This is a genomic window from Escherichia sp. WS568, from assembly GCF_046486085.1.
GTDB classification, from domain to species: Bacteria; Pseudomonadota; Gammaproteobacteria; order Enterobacterales; family Enterobacteriaceae; genus Escherichia; species Escherichia coli.
In genome coordinates this window covers 30,218-46,313 of sequence record NZ_JBJQMC010000002.1, presented here as the reverse complement: position 1 = coordinate 46,313, position 16,096 = coordinate 30,218, and the positions used below count along the sequence as shown (strand labels likewise).

The 16,096-nt window shown below is 52.2% G+C and carries 10 protein-coding genes; all 10 read left to right on the top strand.

The annotated features are described in order from the left end of the window. The first annotated feature begins 220 nt into the window (after positions 1 to 220). The gene (gene glcD, locus ACJHWR_RS02610) at positions 221 to 1,720 is read left to right on the top strand and encodes a glycolate oxidase subunit GlcD (protein ID WP_000026112.1); all 1,500 of its coding nucleotides are present in this window, start codon (positions 221 to 223) and stop codon (positions 1,718 to 1,720) included. Continuing rightward, positions 1,720 to 2,772 (top strand): glycolate oxidase subunit GlcE, encoded by a 1,053-nt coding sequence (gene glcE / locus ACJHWR_RS02605; RefSeq protein ID WP_000943048.1) that lies wholly within the window; start codon positions 1,720 to 1,722, stop codon positions 2,770 to 2,772. The genes glcD and glcE overlap by 1 nt, the downstream gene beginning before the upstream one ends. A gap of 10 nt (positions 2,773 to 2,782) precedes the next feature. Continuing rightward, positions 2,783 to 4,006, top strand: coding sequence for a glycolate oxidase subunit GlcF (gene glcF / locus ACJHWR_RS02600; RefSeq protein ID WP_001194675.1), 1,224 nt, complete (start codon positions 2,783 to 2,785; stop codon positions 4,004 to 4,006). A 4-nt stretch (positions 4,007 to 4,010) separates the two neighbouring features. Then, a complete protein-coding gene (locus ACJHWR_RS02595; RefSeq protein WP_000853256.1) occupies positions 4,011 to 4,415 on the top strand; it encodes a GlcG family protein in 405 nt (134 codons plus the stop codon). A 21-nt stretch (positions 4,416 to 4,436) separates the two neighbouring features. Further along, positions 4,437 to 6,608, top strand: a complete 2,172-nt coding sequence (gene glcB / locus ACJHWR_RS02590) for a malate synthase G (protein WP_000084128.1) — start codon at positions 4,437 to 4,439, stop codon at positions 6,606 to 6,608. Between the two features lie 354 nt (positions 6,609 to 6,962). After that, positions 6,963 to 8,645 (top strand): glycolate permease GlcA, encoded by a 1,683-nt coding sequence (glcA, locus tag ACJHWR_RS02585; RefSeq protein ID WP_023141650.1) that lies wholly within the window; start codon positions 6,963 to 6,965, stop codon positions 8,643 to 8,645. A 482-nt stretch (positions 8,646 to 9,127) separates the two neighbouring features. After that, positions 9,128 to 13,693 carry a lipoprotein metalloprotease SslE gene (gene sslE / locus ACJHWR_RS02580; protein WP_023141652.1) on the top strand — a complete coding sequence of 1,522 codons (4,566 nt, stop codon included), beginning with the start codon at positions 9,128 to 9,130 and terminating at the stop codon, positions 13,691 to 13,693. 129 nt (positions 13,694 to 13,822) lie between these two features. After that, the gene (gene pppA, locus ACJHWR_RS02575) at positions 13,823 to 14,632 is read left to right on the top strand and encodes a prepilin peptidase PppA (RefSeq protein WP_001296399.1); all 810 of its coding nucleotides are present in this window, start codon (positions 13,823 to 13,825) and stop codon (positions 14,630 to 14,632) included. A gap of 65 nt (positions 14,633 to 14,697) precedes the next feature. Then, positions 14,698 to 15,108, top strand: a complete 411-nt coding sequence (gene gspS2 / locus ACJHWR_RS02570) for a type II secretion system pilot lipoprotein GspS-beta (protein WP_001324279.1) — start codon at positions 14,698 to 14,700, stop codon at positions 15,106 to 15,108. Positions 15,109 to 15,125: 17 nt separating this feature from the next. Further along, the gene (gene gspC / locus ACJHWR_RS02565) at positions 15,126 to 16,085 is read left to right on the top strand and encodes a type II secretion system protein GspC (protein ID WP_023141653.1); all 960 of its coding nucleotides are present in this window, start codon (positions 15,126 to 15,128) and stop codon (positions 16,083 to 16,085) included. Positions 16,086 to 16,096: the final 11 nt, after the last annotated feature.

Here is a 16,096-nt window from a genome sequence, read left to right as displayed (position 1 = left end):
TTTTCTGTTCTTAACTCGCAAAACACGCACATCACGCAAGTGATTATGTTACATCAATTTAACATTAAGTTAACCAGGACAAGGTCACAGAGCTGGAAAAAAAATGGTCTGACCGGTAGCTAAAGAGATAGACGAAAACGAAAAGCCCGCTTAATAACTGTTCACAGAAGCAGCGCGAAAAAATCAGCTGCCACACAACACAACAAAGCGAACCCTACTCATGAGCATCTTGTACGAAGAGCGTCTTGATGGCGCTTTACCCGATGTCGACCGCACATCGGTACTGATGGCACTGCGTGAGCATGTCCCTGGACTGGAGATCCTGCATACCGATGAGGAGATCATTCCTTACGAGTGTGACGGGTTGAGCGCGTATCGCACGCGTCCATTACTGGTTGTTCTGCCTAAGCAGATGGAACAGGTGACGGCGATTCTGGCTGTCTGCCACCGCCTGCGTGTACCGGTGGTGACCCGTGGTGCAGGCACCGGGCTTTCTGGTGGCGCGCTGCCGCTGGAAAAAGGTGTGTTGTTGGTGATGGCGCGCTTTAAAGAGATCCTCGACATTAACCCCGTTGGTCGCCGTGCGCGCGTGCAGCCGGGCGTGCGTAACCTGGCGATCTCCCAGGCCGTTGCGCCGCATAATCTCTATTACGCGCCGGATCCGTCCTCACAAATCGCCTGTTCGATTGGCGGCAATGTGGCGGAAAATGCCGGTGGCGTTCACTGCCTGAAATATGGTCTAACCGTACATAACCTGCTGAAAATTGAAGTGCAAACGCTGGACGGCGAGGCGCTGACGCTGGGATCGGACGCGCTGGATTCGCCTGGTTTTGACCTGCTGGCGCTGTTTACCGGATCGGAAGGTATGCTCGGCGTGACCACCGAAGTGACGGTAAAACTGCTGCCGAAGCCGCCCGTGGCGCGGGTGCTGTTAGCCAGCTTTGACTCGGTAGAAAAAGCCGGACTTGCGGTTGGTGACATCATCGCCAATGGCATTATCCCCGGCGGGCTGGAGATGATGGATAACCTGTCGATTCGCGCGGCGGAAGATTTTATTCATGCCGGTTATCCCGTCGATGCCGAAGCGATTTTGTTATGCGAACTGGACGGCGTGGAGTCTGACGTACAGGAAGACTGCGAGCAGGTTAACGACATCTTGTTGAACGCGGGTGCGACTGACGTCCGTCTGGCACAGGACGAAGCAGAGCGAGTACGTTTCTGGGCCGGTCGCAAAAATGCGTTCCCGGCGGTAGGACGTATCTCCCCGGATTACTACTGCATGGATGGCACCATCCCGCGCCGCGCCCTGCCTGGCGTACTGGAAGGCATTGCCCGTTTATCGCAGCAATATGATTTACGCGTTGCCAACGTCTTTCATGCCGGAGACGGCAACATGCACCCGTTAATCCTTTTCGATGCCAACGAACCCGGTGAATTTGCCCGCGCGGAAGAGCTGGGCGGGAAGATCCTCGAACTCTGCGTTGAAGTTGGCGGCAGCATCAGTGGGGAACATGGCATTGGGCGCGAAAAAATCAATCAAATGTGCGCCCAGTTCAACAGCGATGAAATCACGACCTTCCATGCGGTCAAGGCGGCGTTTGACCCCGATGGTTTGCTGAACCCAGGAAAAAACATTCCCACGCTACACCGCTGTGCTGAATTTGGTGCCATGCATGTGCATCACGGTCATTTACCTTTTCCTGAACTGGAGCGTTTCTGATGCTACGCGAGTGTGATTACAGCCAGGCGCTGCTGGAGCAGGTGAATCAGGCGATTAGCGATAAAACGCCGCTGGTGATTCAGGGCAGCAATAGCAAAGCCTTTTTAGGTCGTCCTGTCACCGGGCAAACGCTGGATGTGCGTTGTCATCGCGGCATTGTTAATTACGACCCGACCGAGCTGGTGATAACCGCGCGTGCCGGAACGCCGCTGGTGGCGATTGAAGCGGCGCTGGAGAGCGCCGGGCAAATGCTCCCCTGCGAGCCGCCGCATTATGGTGAAGAAGCCACCTGGGGCGGGATGATCGCCTGCGGGCTGGCGGGGCCGCGTCGCCCGTGGAGTGGTTCGGTCCGCGATTTTGTCCTCGGCACGCGCATCATTACCGGCACTGGAAAACATCTGCGTTTTGGTGGCGAAGTGATGAAAAACGTTGCCGGATACGATCTCTCACGGTTAATGGCCGGAAGCTACGGTTGTCTGGGTGTGCTCACTGAAATCTCGATGAAAGTGTTACCGCGACCACGCGCCACCCTGAGTCTGCGTCGGGAAATCAGCCTGCAAGAAGCCATGAATGAAATCGCCCAGTGGCAACTCCAGCCATTACCCATTAGTGGCTTATGTTACTTCGACAATGCGTTGTGGATCCGCCTTGAGGGCGGCGAAGGATCGGTAAAAGCAGCGCGTGAACTGCTGGGTGGCGAAGAGGTTGCGGATCAGTTCTGGCAGCAATTGCGTGAACAACAACTGCCGTTCTTCTCGTTACCAGGTACCTTATGGCGCATTTCATTACCCAGCGATGCGCCGATGATGGATTTACCCGGCGAGCAACTGATCGACTGGGGCGGGGCGTTACGCTGGCTGAAATCGACAGCCGATGACAATCAAATCCATCGCATTGCCCGCAACGCTGGCGGTCATGCGACCCGCTTTAGTGCCGGAGATGGTGGTTTTGCCCCGCTACCGGCTCCTTTATTCCGCTATCACCAGCAGCTTAAACAGCAGCTCGACCCTTGCGGCGTGTTTAATCCCGGTCGCATGTACGCGGAGCTTTAAGGAGCAGGCTATGCAAACCCAATTAACCGAAGAGATGCGGCAGAACGCGCGGGCGCTGGAAGCCGACAGCATCCTGCGCGCCTGTGTTCACTGCGGATTTTGTACCGCAACCTGCCCAACCTATCAGCTCCTGGGCGATGAACTGGACGGGCCGCGCGGGCGCATCTATCTGATTAAACAGGTGCTGGAAGGCAACGAAGTCACGCTTAAAACACAGGAGCATCTCGATCGCTGTCTCACTTGCCGCAATTGTGAAACCACCTGTCCTTCTGGTGTGCGCTATCACAATTTGCTGGATATCGGGCGTGATATTGTCGAGCAGAAAGTGAAACGCCCATTGCCGGAGCGAATGCTGCGCGAAGGATTGCGCCAGGTAGTGCCGCGTCCGGCGGTCTTCCGTGCGCTGACGCAGGTAGGACTGGTGCTGCGACCGTTTCTGCCGGAACAGGTCAGAGCAAAACTGCCCGCCGAAACGGTGAAAGCTAAACCGCGACCACCGCTGCGCCATAAGCGTCGGGTTTTAATGCTGGAAGGCTGCGCCCAGCCTACGCTTTCGCCCAACACCAACGCGGCAACTGCGCGAGTGCTGGATCGTCTGGGGATCAGCGTCATGCCAGCTAACGAAGCAGGCTGTTGTGGCGCGGTGGACTATCATCTTAATGCGCAAGAGAAAGGGCTGGCGCGGGCGCGAAATAATATTGATGCCTGGTGGCCCGCGATTGAAGCAGGTGCCGAGGCAATTTTGCAAACCGCCAGCGGTTGTGGCGCGTTCGTTAAAGAGTATGGGCAGATGCTGAAAAACGATGCGTTATATGCCGATAAAGCGCGTCAGGTCAGTGAGCTGGCGGTCGATTTAGTCGAACTTCTGCGCGAGGAACCGCTGGAAAAACTGGCAATTCGCGGCGATAAAAAACTGGCCTTCCACTGCCCGTGTACCCTACAACATGCGCAAAAGCTGAACGGCGAAGTGGAAAAAGTGTTGCTTCGTCTTGGATTTACCTTAACGGACGTTCCCGACAGCCATCTGTGCTGCGGGTCGGCGGGAACATATGCGTTAACGCATCCCGATCTGGCGCGCCAGCTGCGGGATAACAAAATGAATGCGCTGGAAAGCGGCAAACCGGAAATGATCGTCACCGCCAACATTGGTTGCCAGACGCATCTGGCGAGCGCCGGTCGTACCTCTGTGCGTCACTGGATTGAAATTGTAGAACAAGCCCTTGAAAAGGAATAACAAAATGAAAACTAAAGTCATTCTTAGCCAGCAAATGGCGAGTGCAATTATTGCCGCAGGTCAGGAAGAGGCGCAGAAAAATAACTGGTCTGTTTCCATTGCTGTTGCCGATGACGGCGGTCATCTGCTGGCGTTAAGTCGCATGGACGATTGCGCGCCGATTGCGGCTTACATCTCCCAGGAGAAAGCGCGTACCGCCGCGCTGGGGCGTCGTGAAACTAAGGGCTATGAAGAGATGGTGAACAACGGACGTACCGCGTTCGTGACTGCGCCGTTACTGACGTCGCTGGAAGGTGGCGTACCGGTTGTTGTGGATGGGCAAATTATTGGTGCCGTGGGCGTTTCTGGTTTAACCGGAGCACAGGATGCGCAGGTCGCGAAAGCGGCAGCAGCGGTGTTGGCGAAATAAGCGAAAACGAGGAGATAAACAATGAGTCAAACCATAACCCAGGGCCGTTTACGCATTAACGCCAATTTTAAACGTTTTGTGGATGAAGAAGTTTTACCGGGAACAGGGTTGGACACTGCGGCGTTCTGGCGCAATTTTGATGAGATCGTTCACGATCTGGCACCAGAAAATCGTCAGTTGCTGGCAGAACGCGATCGCATTCAGGCGGCGCTTGATGAGTGGCATCGCAGCAATCCGGGGCCGGTTAAAGATAAAGAGGCCTATAAATCTTTCCTGCGTGAACTGGGCTACCTGGTGCCACAACCGGAGCGCGTGACGGTGGAAACCACGGGCATTGACAGCGAAATCACCAGCCAGGCGGGGCCACAGCTGGTGGTTCCGGCAATGAACGCCCGCTACGCGCTGAACGCGGCGAACGCTCGCTGGGGCTCACTGTACGATGCGTTATACGGCAGCGACATCATCCCGCAGGAAGGGGCGATGGTCAGCGGCTACGATCCGCAGCGCGGTGAGCAGGTTATCGCCTGGGTTCGGCGTTTCCTCGATGAATCTCTACCGCTGGAAAACGGCAGCTATCAGGATGTGCTGGCGTTTAAGGTGGTCGATAAACAATTACGCATCCAGTTGAAAAATGGTAAAGAAACCACGTTACGTACCCCTGCGCAGTTTGTCGGTTACCGTGGCGATGCCGCTGCGCCGACCTGCATTTTGCTGAAAAATAACGGCCTGCATATTGAACTGCAAATTGATGCCAACGGGCGGATTGGCAAAGACGATCCGGCGCACATCAACGATGTTATCGTCGAAGCGGCCATCAGTACCATTCTCGACTGCGAAGATTCGGTCGCGGCGGTTGATGCGGAAGATAAAATCCTGCTGTACCGCAACCTGCTGGGCCTGATGCAGGGGACTCTGCAAGAGAAAATGGAGAAAAACGGTCGACAAATCGTGCGTAAACTGAATGACGATCGTCATTACACCGCCGCCGATGGCTCTGAAATTTCTCTGCACGGACGCTCGCTGCTGTTTATCCGCAACGTGGGTCATTTGATGACCATTCCTGTGATTTGGGACAGCGAAGGCAATGAAATCCCGGAAGGCATTCTTGATGGCGTCATGACTGGCGCGATTGCCCTCTATGATTTAAAAGTGCAGAAAAACTCGCGCACTGGCAGCGTCTATATTGTGAAACCGAAAATGCACGGTCCGCAGGAAGTGGCGTTCGCCAACAAACTGTTTACCCGCATTGAGACAATGCTCGGTATGGCACCGAATACCCTGAAAATGGGCATTATGGATGAAGAACGTCGGACCTCGCTGAACTTGCGTAGCTGTATCGCTCAGGCGCGCAACCGCGTGGCGTTCATCAATACCGGTTTCCTCGACCGTACCGGCGATGAAATGCATTCGGTGATGGAAGCTGGCCCGATGCTGCGTAAAAATCAGATGAAATCGACGCCTTGGATCAAAGCCTACGAGCGTAATAACGTGCTTTCCGGTCTGTTCTGTGGGCTGCGCGGTAAAGCGCAAATCGGTAAAGGCATGTGGGCAATGCCGGACCTGATGGCAGACATGTACAGCCAGAAGGGCGACCAACTGCGTGCCGGGGCAAACACAGCCTGGGTTCCGTCACCAACCGCTGCTACGCTCCATGCGCTGCACTACCACCAAACCAACGTACAGAGCGTGCAGGCCAACATTGCCCAGAGCGAGTTCAATGCTGAATTTGAACCGCTGCTGGACGATCTGCTGACTATTCCGGTGGCTGAAAACGCTAACTGGTCGGTGGAAGAGATCCAACAAGAGCTGGATAACAACGTGCAGGGGATTCTGGGGTACGTGGTGCGTTGGGTGGAGCAGGGGATTGGTTGTTCAAAAGTGCCGGATATTCACAACGTGGCGCTGATGGAAGACCGCGCAACGCTGCGTATCTCCAGCCAGCATATCGCCAACTGGTTACGTCACGGTATTCTGACCAAAGAACAGGTGCAGGCGTCGCTGGAGAATATGGCGAAAGTGGTTGATCAGCAAAACGCTGGCGATCCGGCTTATCGTCCGATGGCGGGGAATTTCGCTAACTCGTGTGCTTTTAAAGCTGCCAGCGATTTAATCTTCCTCGGCGTGAAACAGCCAAACGGCTATACCGAACCGTTATTACACGCCTGGCGTTTACGCGAAAAAGAAAGTCATTAATAGCGTCAAAAAAGCCCCGGCAAGTTTTATTGTCGGGGCTATGATAGTAACTGCGGTAGTACATTTATCCCGGAAATAACCGGAGCGATTATCAGGGTTTAACAATATTAAATACCCGTAGCGCATTACTAGCGGGCCTAAAACAACAATATGGACATCTTAACGATATTCTGCGCCTGCGTGTGCGGAACAGAAACCCTTACCCGATATACTTGTTATGCCAGAGGTAGCAATTGCGTTAGCAGCGTACTGTTGCTGTAAAGTATAACGCCTATATTTTACAGTTCAGTCCTCTTTTGCTTATTACAACCTTAAGTATATCAAGCATATAAAGATAATAAGAGACTGAACAATATGGTTAGCTGGACCCAAATGTATATGCCGATGGGAGGACTGGGGCTATCCGCTCTGGTCGCCCTGATCCCGATAATATTCTTCTTCGTTGCACTCGCGGTATTACGTCTGAAAGGACATGTCGCTGGAGCAATAACCCTTATATTATCTATCCTGATTGCAATATTCGCCTTTAAAATGCCGATTGATATGGCATTTGCTGCTGCGGGCTATGGCTTTATTTATGGATTATGGCCTATTGCGTGGATTATTGTTGCGGCGGTGTTCCTCTATAAATTAACCGTTGCCAGCGGTCAGTTCGATATTATCCGCAGCTCGGTTATCTCCATCACTGACGATCAGCGTTTACAGGTGTTACTGATTGGTTTCTCCTTTGGCGCGCTGCTGGAAGGGGCGGCTGGCTTTGGTGCGCCGGTGGCGATTACCGGTGCGCTGCTGGTGGGCCTGGGCTTCAAACCGTTATACGCGGCGGGGCTGTGTCTGATTGCCAATACTGCGCCGGTGGCGTTTGGTGCGTTGGGCGTGCCGATTCTGGTCGCCGGTCAGGTAACGGGAATCGATCCGTTCCACATTGGCGCAATGGCGGGACGTCAGTTACCGTTCCTGTCGGTTCTTGTGCCGTTCTGGCTGGTAGCAATGATGGACGGCTGGAAAGGGGTGAAAGAGACGTGGCCAGCGGCGCTGGTTGCTGGGGGAAGCTTCGCTGTCACGCAGTTCTTTACCTCTAACTATATTGGTCCGGAACTGCCGGATATTACTTCGGCGCTGGTGAGTATCGTCTCACTCGCTTTATTCCTTAAAGTCTGGCGGCCGAAAAATACCGAAACGGCAATCAGCATGGGACAATCCGCAGGTGCGATGGTGGTGAATAAACCGTCTTCTGGCGGTCCCGTGCCTTCAGAATATAGTCTGGGGCAAATCATTCGTGCGTGGTCACCGTTTTTAATCTTAACGGTGCTGGTCACCATCTGGACCATGAAGCCGTTTAAAGCGTTATTTGCTCCGGGCGGCGCGTTTTATTCACTGGTGATTAATTTCCAGATCCCTCATTTGCATCAACAAGTGTTGAAAGCGGCACCCATTGTCGCCCAACCAACGCCAATGGATGCGGTGTTTAAATTCGACCCTCTCTCAGCTGGCGGCACCGCTATTTTTATTGCGGCGATTATCTCTATCTTCATCCTCGGCGTGGGCATCAAGAAAGGGATTGGCGTCTTTGCCGAAACGCTAATTAGTCTGAAGTGGCCGATATTGTCGATTGGCATGGTGCTGGCGTTCGCCTTCGTCACCAACTATTCCGGTATGTCCACCACGCTGGCGCTGGTACTGGCAGGTACAGGCGTGATGTTCCCGTTTTTCTCACCGTTTCTCGGCTGGCTGGGCGTATTCCTTACCGGCTCGGACACCTCCTCTAACGCCCTGTTTGGTTCACTGCAATCGACCACGGCGCAGCAAATCAACGTCTCTGACACTCTGCTGGTGGCAGCAAATACCAGCGGCGGCGTAACTGGCAAGATGATCTCCCCGCAATCTATCGCCGTGGCCTGCGCCGCGACGGGCATGGTGGGCCGAGAATCTGAACTGTTCCGCTACACCGTGAAGCACAGTCTGATTTTTGCCAGCGTTATCGGCATTATCACGCTGTTGCAGGCGTATGTGTTTACTGGGATGTTAGTCTCGTAAATCAATAATGCCGGATGATCGTTAATATCATCCGGCTTCATTTACATTACTCTGTCTTATTAATGGAAAATTATTTCCCGCTTTATTATCCATGTGGCAATAATGTTTCGCGTTCAGATAACCTGCTAAATAATTAAGAGCGTGAGAACATCTATTATTTATCACGCAAAACAAGTCAGTATTAATTATGTTCGCTTGATGAGCAAACACCGTTCTATCTGTTGCTTTTGCAATCTTAATCGTTAAAACTACCAACAAATTTATATAGTTACGTTGTGAAAAGTTGTTGATTTTTTGTTTAATGAAATTTCGTAAAAATCACCAGCCAGACATCGAATAGGGGGGGTCTTATAAACTTTACCTGTTTTTCTATCAATGATGCCGTTTTCTTAAGAATGGAGGAAGTTATTAAAGAAGATAAAGCATAAAACTATTTCCCCGGTTACGAATCTTTTAACTTTGTTTTGTCACTTGCGTTATTAATGAATAAGAAATTTAAATATAAGAAATCGCTTTTAGCGGCTATTTTGAGTGCAACCCTGTTAGCCGGTTGTGATGGCGGTGGCTCCGGATCTTCCTCCGATACGCCGCCTGTAGATTCTGGAACAGGGTCTTTGCCGGAAGTGAAACCTGATCCAACACCAAACCCGGAGCCGACGCCTGAGCCAACGCCGGACCCAGAACCTACGCCGGAACCGACACCTGATCCTGAGCCAACACCAGAACCGGAGCCAGAACCTGTTCCTACGAAAACGGGTTATCTGACCCTGGGCGGAAGCCAGCGGATAACTGGTGCTACTTGTAATGGTGAATCCAGCGATGGCTTTACCTTTACGCCAGGCGACAAAGTCACCTGTGTGGCAGGGAACAACACGACAATTGCTACCTTCGACACCCAGTCAGAAGCTGCGCGTAGCCTGCGTGCGGTTGAAAAAGTGTCGTTTAGTCTTGAGGACGCGCAAGAACTGGCGGCTTCCGATGACAAGAAAAGCAATGCGGTTTCGCTGGTAACGTCCAGTAACAGCTGTCCGGCGAATACAGAACAGGTTTGCCTGACGTTCTCCTCAGTGATCGAGAGTAAACGTTTCGACTCGCTGTATAAGCAAATCGATCTGGCACCGGAAGAGTTCAAAAAGCTGGTCAATGAAGAGGTGGAAAACAATGCCGCGACCGATAAAGCGCCATCCACTCATACTTCACCGGTTGTGCCCGTCACCACGCCGGGAACAAAACCGGATCTGAACGCGTCCTTCGTGTCGGCTAACGCGGAACAGTTTTATCAGTATCAACCCACTGAAATCATTCTCTCCGAAGGCCGACTGGTAGATAGCATGGGCAATGGTGTGGTTGGCGTAAATTACTACACCAGCTCAGGCCGTGGCGTAACTGGCGAAAACGGCAAATTCAACTTCAGCTGGGGCGAAACCATCTCCTTTGGTATCGACACCTTTGAACTGGGCTCAGTGCGCGGCAATAAGTCGACCATTGCGTTGACTGAACTGGGTGACGAAGTTCGCGGCGCGAATATTGATCAGCTTATTCATCGTTACTCCCAGGCCGGAAAAAATGATGAGCGTGAAGTGCCGGACGTAGTGCGCAAGGTCTTTGCCGAGTATCCCAACGTAATCAACGAGATTATCAATCTCTCGTTATCCAATGGCGAGGCGTTGAGCGAAGGCGATCAAACCTTTGAGCGGACAAACGAATTTCTTGAGCAGTTTGAATCCGGGCAGGCTAAAGAGATTGATACGGCGATTTGTGACTCCCTTGGGGGCTGCAACTCTCAGCGTTGGTTCTCGTTGACAGCACGCAATGTTAACGAAGGTCAGATTCAGGGCGTTATCAACAAGCTGTGGGGTGTGGATAAAGATTACAAATCAGTGACGAAATTCCACGTCTTCCATGACTCTACCAACTTCTATGGCAGTACCGGTAATGCGCGCGGTCAGGCAGTGGTGAATATCTCCAACGCGGCCTTCCCGATTCTGATGGCGCGTAATGATAAAAACTACTGGCTGGCGTTTGGCGAAAAACGCGCCTGGGATAAAAATGAGCTGGCGTACATTACGGAAGCGCCTTCCATTGTGCGCCCGGAGAACGTGACACGCGAAACTGCCACTTTTAACCTGCCGTTTATCTCGCTGGGGCAAGTCGGTGAGGGCAAACTGATGGTTATCGGTAACCCGCACTACAACAGCATCTTGCGTTGTCCGAACGGTTACAGCTGGGCCGGTGGTGTCAATGATAAAGGTGAGTGTACGCTCAGCGGTGATTCAGATGACATGAAGCACTTCATGCAGAACGTGTTGCGCTATTTGTCCGACGATAAATGGACGCCGGACGCGAAAGCCAGCATGACCGTAGGCACCAACCTGGATACCGTCTATTTCAAACGTCATGGTCAGGTTACAGGAAACAGTGCTGCGTTCGGCTTCCATCCGGATTTTGCGGGCATCTCTGTTGAGCATTTAAGTAGCTATGGCGATCTCGATCCGCAGGAAATGCCGCTGCTGATCCTTAACGGCTTTGAATATGTGACTCAGGTGGGTAGTGATCCTTACGCAATCCCACTGCGTGCAGATACCAGCAAACCGAAGCTGACCCAGCAGGATGTGACCGATCTGATCGCCTATCTGAACAAAGGTGGATCGGTGCTGATCATGGAAAACGTGATGAGCAATCTTAAGGAAGAGAGCGCATCTGGCTTTGTACGTCTGCTTGATGCCGCAGGTCTGTCGATGGCACTGAACAAGTCGGTGGTGAATAACGATCCTCAAGGGTATCCGAACCGCGTTCGTCAGCAGCGCGCAACGGGCATTTGGGTCTATGAACGTTATCCTGCTGCAGATGGTGCGCTGCCGTACACCATCGATAGTAAGACAGGGGAAGTTAAGTGGAAATATCAGGTAGAAAACAAACCTGATGACAAACCGAAGCTGGAAGTTGCCAGCTGGCTGGAAGATGTAGATGGCAAACAGGAAACGCGTTATGCCTTTATTGATGAGGCCGACCACAAAACGACTGAATCTCTGGATGCTGCGAAGAAGAAAATTCTGGAAAAATTCAAGGGATTAGAGGAGTGTAAGGACTCGACATATCACTACGAAATCAACTGCCTGGAATACCGTCCTGGCACGAACGTTCCGGTTACTGGTGGCATGTATGTTCCGCGCTATACGCAACTGAATCTCAGCGCCGACACGGCAAAAGCGATGGTGCAGGCTGCGGATTTAGGCACCAACATTCAGCGTCTGTATCAGCATGAGCTCTACTTCCGGACCAATGGTCGCAAAGGTGAGCGTCTGAGCAGCGTCGATCTGGAACGTCTGTACCAGAACATGTCGGTCTGGCTGTGGAATAAAATTGAATATCGCTATGAAAACGACAAGGATGACGAGCTGGGCTTTAAAACGTTCACCGAGTTCCTGAACTGCTACGCCAACGATGCCTATACTGGCGGCACGCAGTGTTCTGATGAGCTGAAAAAATCGCTGGTCGATAACAACATGATCTACGGCGAGAAGAGCGTTAATAAAGCGGGCATGATTAACCCGAGCTATCCGCTCAACTATATGGAAAAACCGCTGACGCGCCTGATGCTGGGTCGTTCCTGGTGGGATCTGAACATCAAAGTTGATGTCGAGAAGTATCCGGGAGCGGTATCGGCAGAAGGTGAGAAGGTTACTGAAACCATCAGCCTGTACTCGAATCCGACCAAATGGTTTGCAGGTAACATGCAGTCTACTGGCCTGTGGGCTCCGGCTCAGAAAGAGGTCACCATTGAGTCTACTGCATCAGTTCCTGTGACTGTCACCGTGGCGCTGGCCGACGATCTGACCGGACGCGAGAAGCATGAAGTCGCGCTGAACCGTCCGCCAAAAGTGACGAAAACCTATGATCTGAAAGCCAATGATAAGGTGACCTTCAAGGTGCCTTACGGTGGTCTGATTTATATCAAGGGCAACAGCCCAAAGAATGAGTCAGCCGAATTCACCTTTACTGGTGTGGTAAAAGCGCCGTTCTATAAAGACGGCGAATGGAAAAACGCTCTGAACTCCCCTGCGCCGTTGGGCGAGCTGGAGTCAGACGCTTTCGTCTACACCACGCCGAAGAAGAACCTTGAGGCCAGCAATTTCACTGGTGGCGTAGCAGAATTCGCTAAAGATCTGGATACCTTTGCCAGCTCGATGAATGACTTCTACGGTCGTAATGATGAAGACGGTAAGCACCGGATGTTTACCTATAAAAACTTGACGGGCCACAAGCATCGTTTCACCAACGATGTGCAGATCTCCATCGGTGATGCGCACTCTGGTTATCCGGTAATGAACAGCAGCTTCTCGACGAACAGCACCACGCTGCCGACGACGCCGCTGAACGACTGGCTGATCTGGCACGAAGTTGGTCACAACGCCGCCGAAACGCCGCTGACTGTTCCTGGCGCAACTGAAGTAGCGAACAACGTGCTGGCGCTGTACATGCAGGATCGCTATCTCGGCAAGATGAACCGTGTCGCTGACGATATTACCGTCGCGCCGGAATATCTGGAGGAGAGCAACGGTCAGGCATGGGCGCGCGGCGGTGCGGGCGACCGTCTGCTGATGTACGCGCAGCTGAAAGAGTGGGCAGAGAAAAACTTTGATATCAAGACGTGGTATCCAGATGGCAATCTGCCAGCGTTCTACAGCGAGCGTGAAGGGATGAAAGGCTGGAACCTGTTCCAGTTGATGCATCGTAAAGCACGCGGCGATGAGGTTGGCAAAACCAAGTTTGGCGAAAGAAATTACTGTGCCGAATCCAACGGTAACGCTGCCGACAAGCTGATGCTGTGTGCATCCTGGGTCGCCCAGACGGATCTTTCGGAGTTCTTTAAGAAATGGAATCCGGGCGCGAATGCTTACCAGTTGCCGGGAGCGAGCGAGATGAACTTCGAGGGCGGTGTGAGCCAGTCGGCTTACGAGACACTGGCGGCGCTTAATCTGCCGAAACCGCAGCAAGGGCCGGAAACCATTAATCAGGTTACCGAGCATAAGATGTCAGCTGAGTAAGCCTGTATGCCGGATAAGGCGCTCGCGCCGCATCCGGCATGAAATAAGGCGCATCGGGCCTGGAGGAAAGCCGTATGGCATACACCTGCAGGCCCGCATCCGGCAAGTTACAACAAATAACCTTTAACCATGTTTTTTGATGTTTTTCAGCAATACCCCGCGGCGATGCCCGTCCTGGCTACCGTCGGAGGATTGATCATCGGCAGTTTTTTGAATGTGGTGATTTGGCGTTACCCCATCATGCTGCGCCAACAAATGGCGGAGTTTCACGGTGAAATGTCGAGTGCGCAGTCAAAAATAAGCCTTGCGCTGCCGCGTTCGCACTGTCCGCATTGCCAGCAGACTATCCGCGTTCGTGACAATATTCCGCTGCTCTCCTGGTTGATGCTCAAAGGGCGCTGCCGTGATTGTCAGGCGAAAATCAGCAAGCGTTATCCGCTGGTGGAGTTATTGACGGCACTCGCTTTTTTGCTGGCGAGCCTGGTGTGGCCGGAAAGTGGATGGGCGCTGGCGGTGATGATATTATCCGCCTGGCTGATTGCCGCGAGCGTCATTGACCTCGATAACCAATGGCTGCCCGATGTTTTTACTCAGGGCGTATTGTGGACGGGACTAATTGCGGCATGGGCGCAGCAGAGCCCGCTCACGCTACAAGACGCAGTTACCGGCGTACTGGTGGGGTTTATCACTTTTTACTCTCTGCGCTGGATAGCCGGAATAGTTCTGCGTAAAGAAGCATTAGGCATGGGCGATGTATTACTTTTCGCTGCGTTAGGTGGCTGGGTGGGGCCGTTGTCGCTACCCAATGTTGCTTTAATCGCCTCATGCTGCGGCCTGATATATGCCGTTATTACAAAAAGAGGATCAACCACACTGCCTTTTGGACCGTGTTTAAGTCTGGGCGGTATAGCAACACTTTATCTACAGGCATTGTTTTAATGATAACCACGTCATTATCAAAGTGACATTTTAACTCTTATTAATAACCTTAGAGATTATTTACCATGTCGATAAAACAAATGCCAGGGAGGGTATTAATATCGCTATTGTTGAGCGTTACAGGATTATTAAGTGGCTGTGCCAGCCATAATGAAAATGCCAGTTTACTGGCGAAAAAACAGGCGCAAAATATCAGCCAAAACCTGCCGATTAAATCTGCGGGATATACCTTAGTGCTGGCACAAAGTAGCGGCACGACGGTAAAAATGACCATTATCAGCGAAGCGGGTACTCAGACCACGCAGACACCTGACGCCTTTTTAACCAGCTATCAACGACAAATGTGCGCTGACCCGACGGTGAAATTAATGATCACTGAGGGAATTAATTACAGCATAACGATTAATGATACACGTACAGGTAACCAGTATCAGCGGAAACTGGATCGTACCACCTGTGGTATAGTCAAAGCATAACGTCGGGTAGATATAAATTGGCGCGGGTTGTTTTTCGTGACGCACGAATTTATCTCATTCAATGGCTGACAAAAATTCGTCACACTCTTAACCAGAGACAATCTCTTAATACAGACAAAGAGCATCTGCGCAAAATTGCACGCGGGATGTTCTGGCTGATGCTGCTTATTATTTCTGCAAAAGTGGCGCATTCACTCTGGCGCTATTTCTCCTTTTCTGCGGAATATACGGCGGTTTCCCCATCGGCGAATAAACCGCTCCGTGCGGATGCAAAAGCGTTCGATAAAAATGACGTGCAATTAATCAGCCAGCAAAACTGGTTTGGCAAATATCAGCCCGTCGCCACGCCGGTAAAACAACCCGAACCTGCACCTGTGGCCGAAACGCGTCTTAATGTGGTGTTGCGTGGGATCGCCTTTGGTGCCAGACCCGGCGCGGTTATTGAAGAAGGTGGTAAACAGCAGGTCTATTTGCAGGGTGAAACGCTTGGCTCGCACAACGCAGTGATTGAGGAAATCAACCGCGACCATGTGATGCTGCGCTATCAGGGAAAAATGGAACGTCTGAGTCTGGCAGAAGAGAAGCGTCCCACCATAGCCGTGACCAGCAAAAAAGCCGTCAGCGACGAAGCAAAGCAAGCTGTTGCTGAGCCTGCTGCCAGTGCGCCAGTTGAGATCCCGGCTGCCGTGCGTCAGGCACTGGCGAAAGATCCGCAGAAAATTTTTAACTATATCCAGCTTACGCCTGTGCGTAAGGAAGGGATTGTCGGTTATGCAGTGAAACCGGGGGCAGATCGTTCTCTGTTCGATGCCAGCGGTTTTAAGGAAGGCGATATCGCCATTGCGCTAAATCAGCAGGATTTCACTGATCCACGAGCAATGATTGCTCTGATGCGGCAGTTACCTTCAATGGATTCCATTCAACTTACGGTTTTACGCAAGGGTGCGCGCTACGACATTTCCATCGCGCTGCGCTAACCGCATTTAAT

Excerpts from the sequence above, each read along its gene's own strand:
- glcF (WP_001194675.1), top strand. The coding sequence starts at position 2,783 with ATGCAAACCCAATTAACCGAAGAGATGCGGCAGAACGCGCGGGCGCTG.
- ACJHWR_RS02595 (WP_000853256.1), top strand. The coding sequence starts at position 4,011 with ATGAAAACTAAAGTCATTCTTAGCCAGCAAATGGCGAGTGCAATTATT.
- glcB (WP_000084128.1), top strand. The coding sequence starts at position 4,437 with ATGAGTCAAACCATAACCCAGGGCCGTTTACGCATTAACGCCAATTTT.
- glcA (WP_023141650.1), top strand. The coding sequence starts at position 6,963 with ATGGTTAGCTGGACCCAAATGTATATGCCGATGGGAGGACTGGGGCTA.
- pppA (WP_001296399.1), top strand. The coding sequence starts at position 13,823 with ATGTTTTTTGATGTTTTTCAGCAATACCCCGCGGCGATGCCCGTCCTG.
- glcD (WP_000026112.1), top strand. The coding sequence starts at position 221 with ATGAGCATCTTGTACGAAGAGCGTCTTGATGGCGCTTTACCCGATGTC.
- gspS2 (WP_001324279.1), top strand. The coding sequence starts at position 14,698 with ATGTCGATAAAACAAATGCCAGGGAGGGTATTAATATCGCTATTGTTG.
- glcE (WP_000943048.1), top strand. The coding sequence starts at position 1,720 with ATGCTACGCGAGTGTGATTACAGCCAGGCGCTGCTGGAGCAGGTGAAT.
- sslE (WP_023141652.1), top strand. The coding sequence starts at position 9,128 with ATGAATAAGAAATTTAAATATAAGAAATCGCTTTTAGCGGCTATTTTG.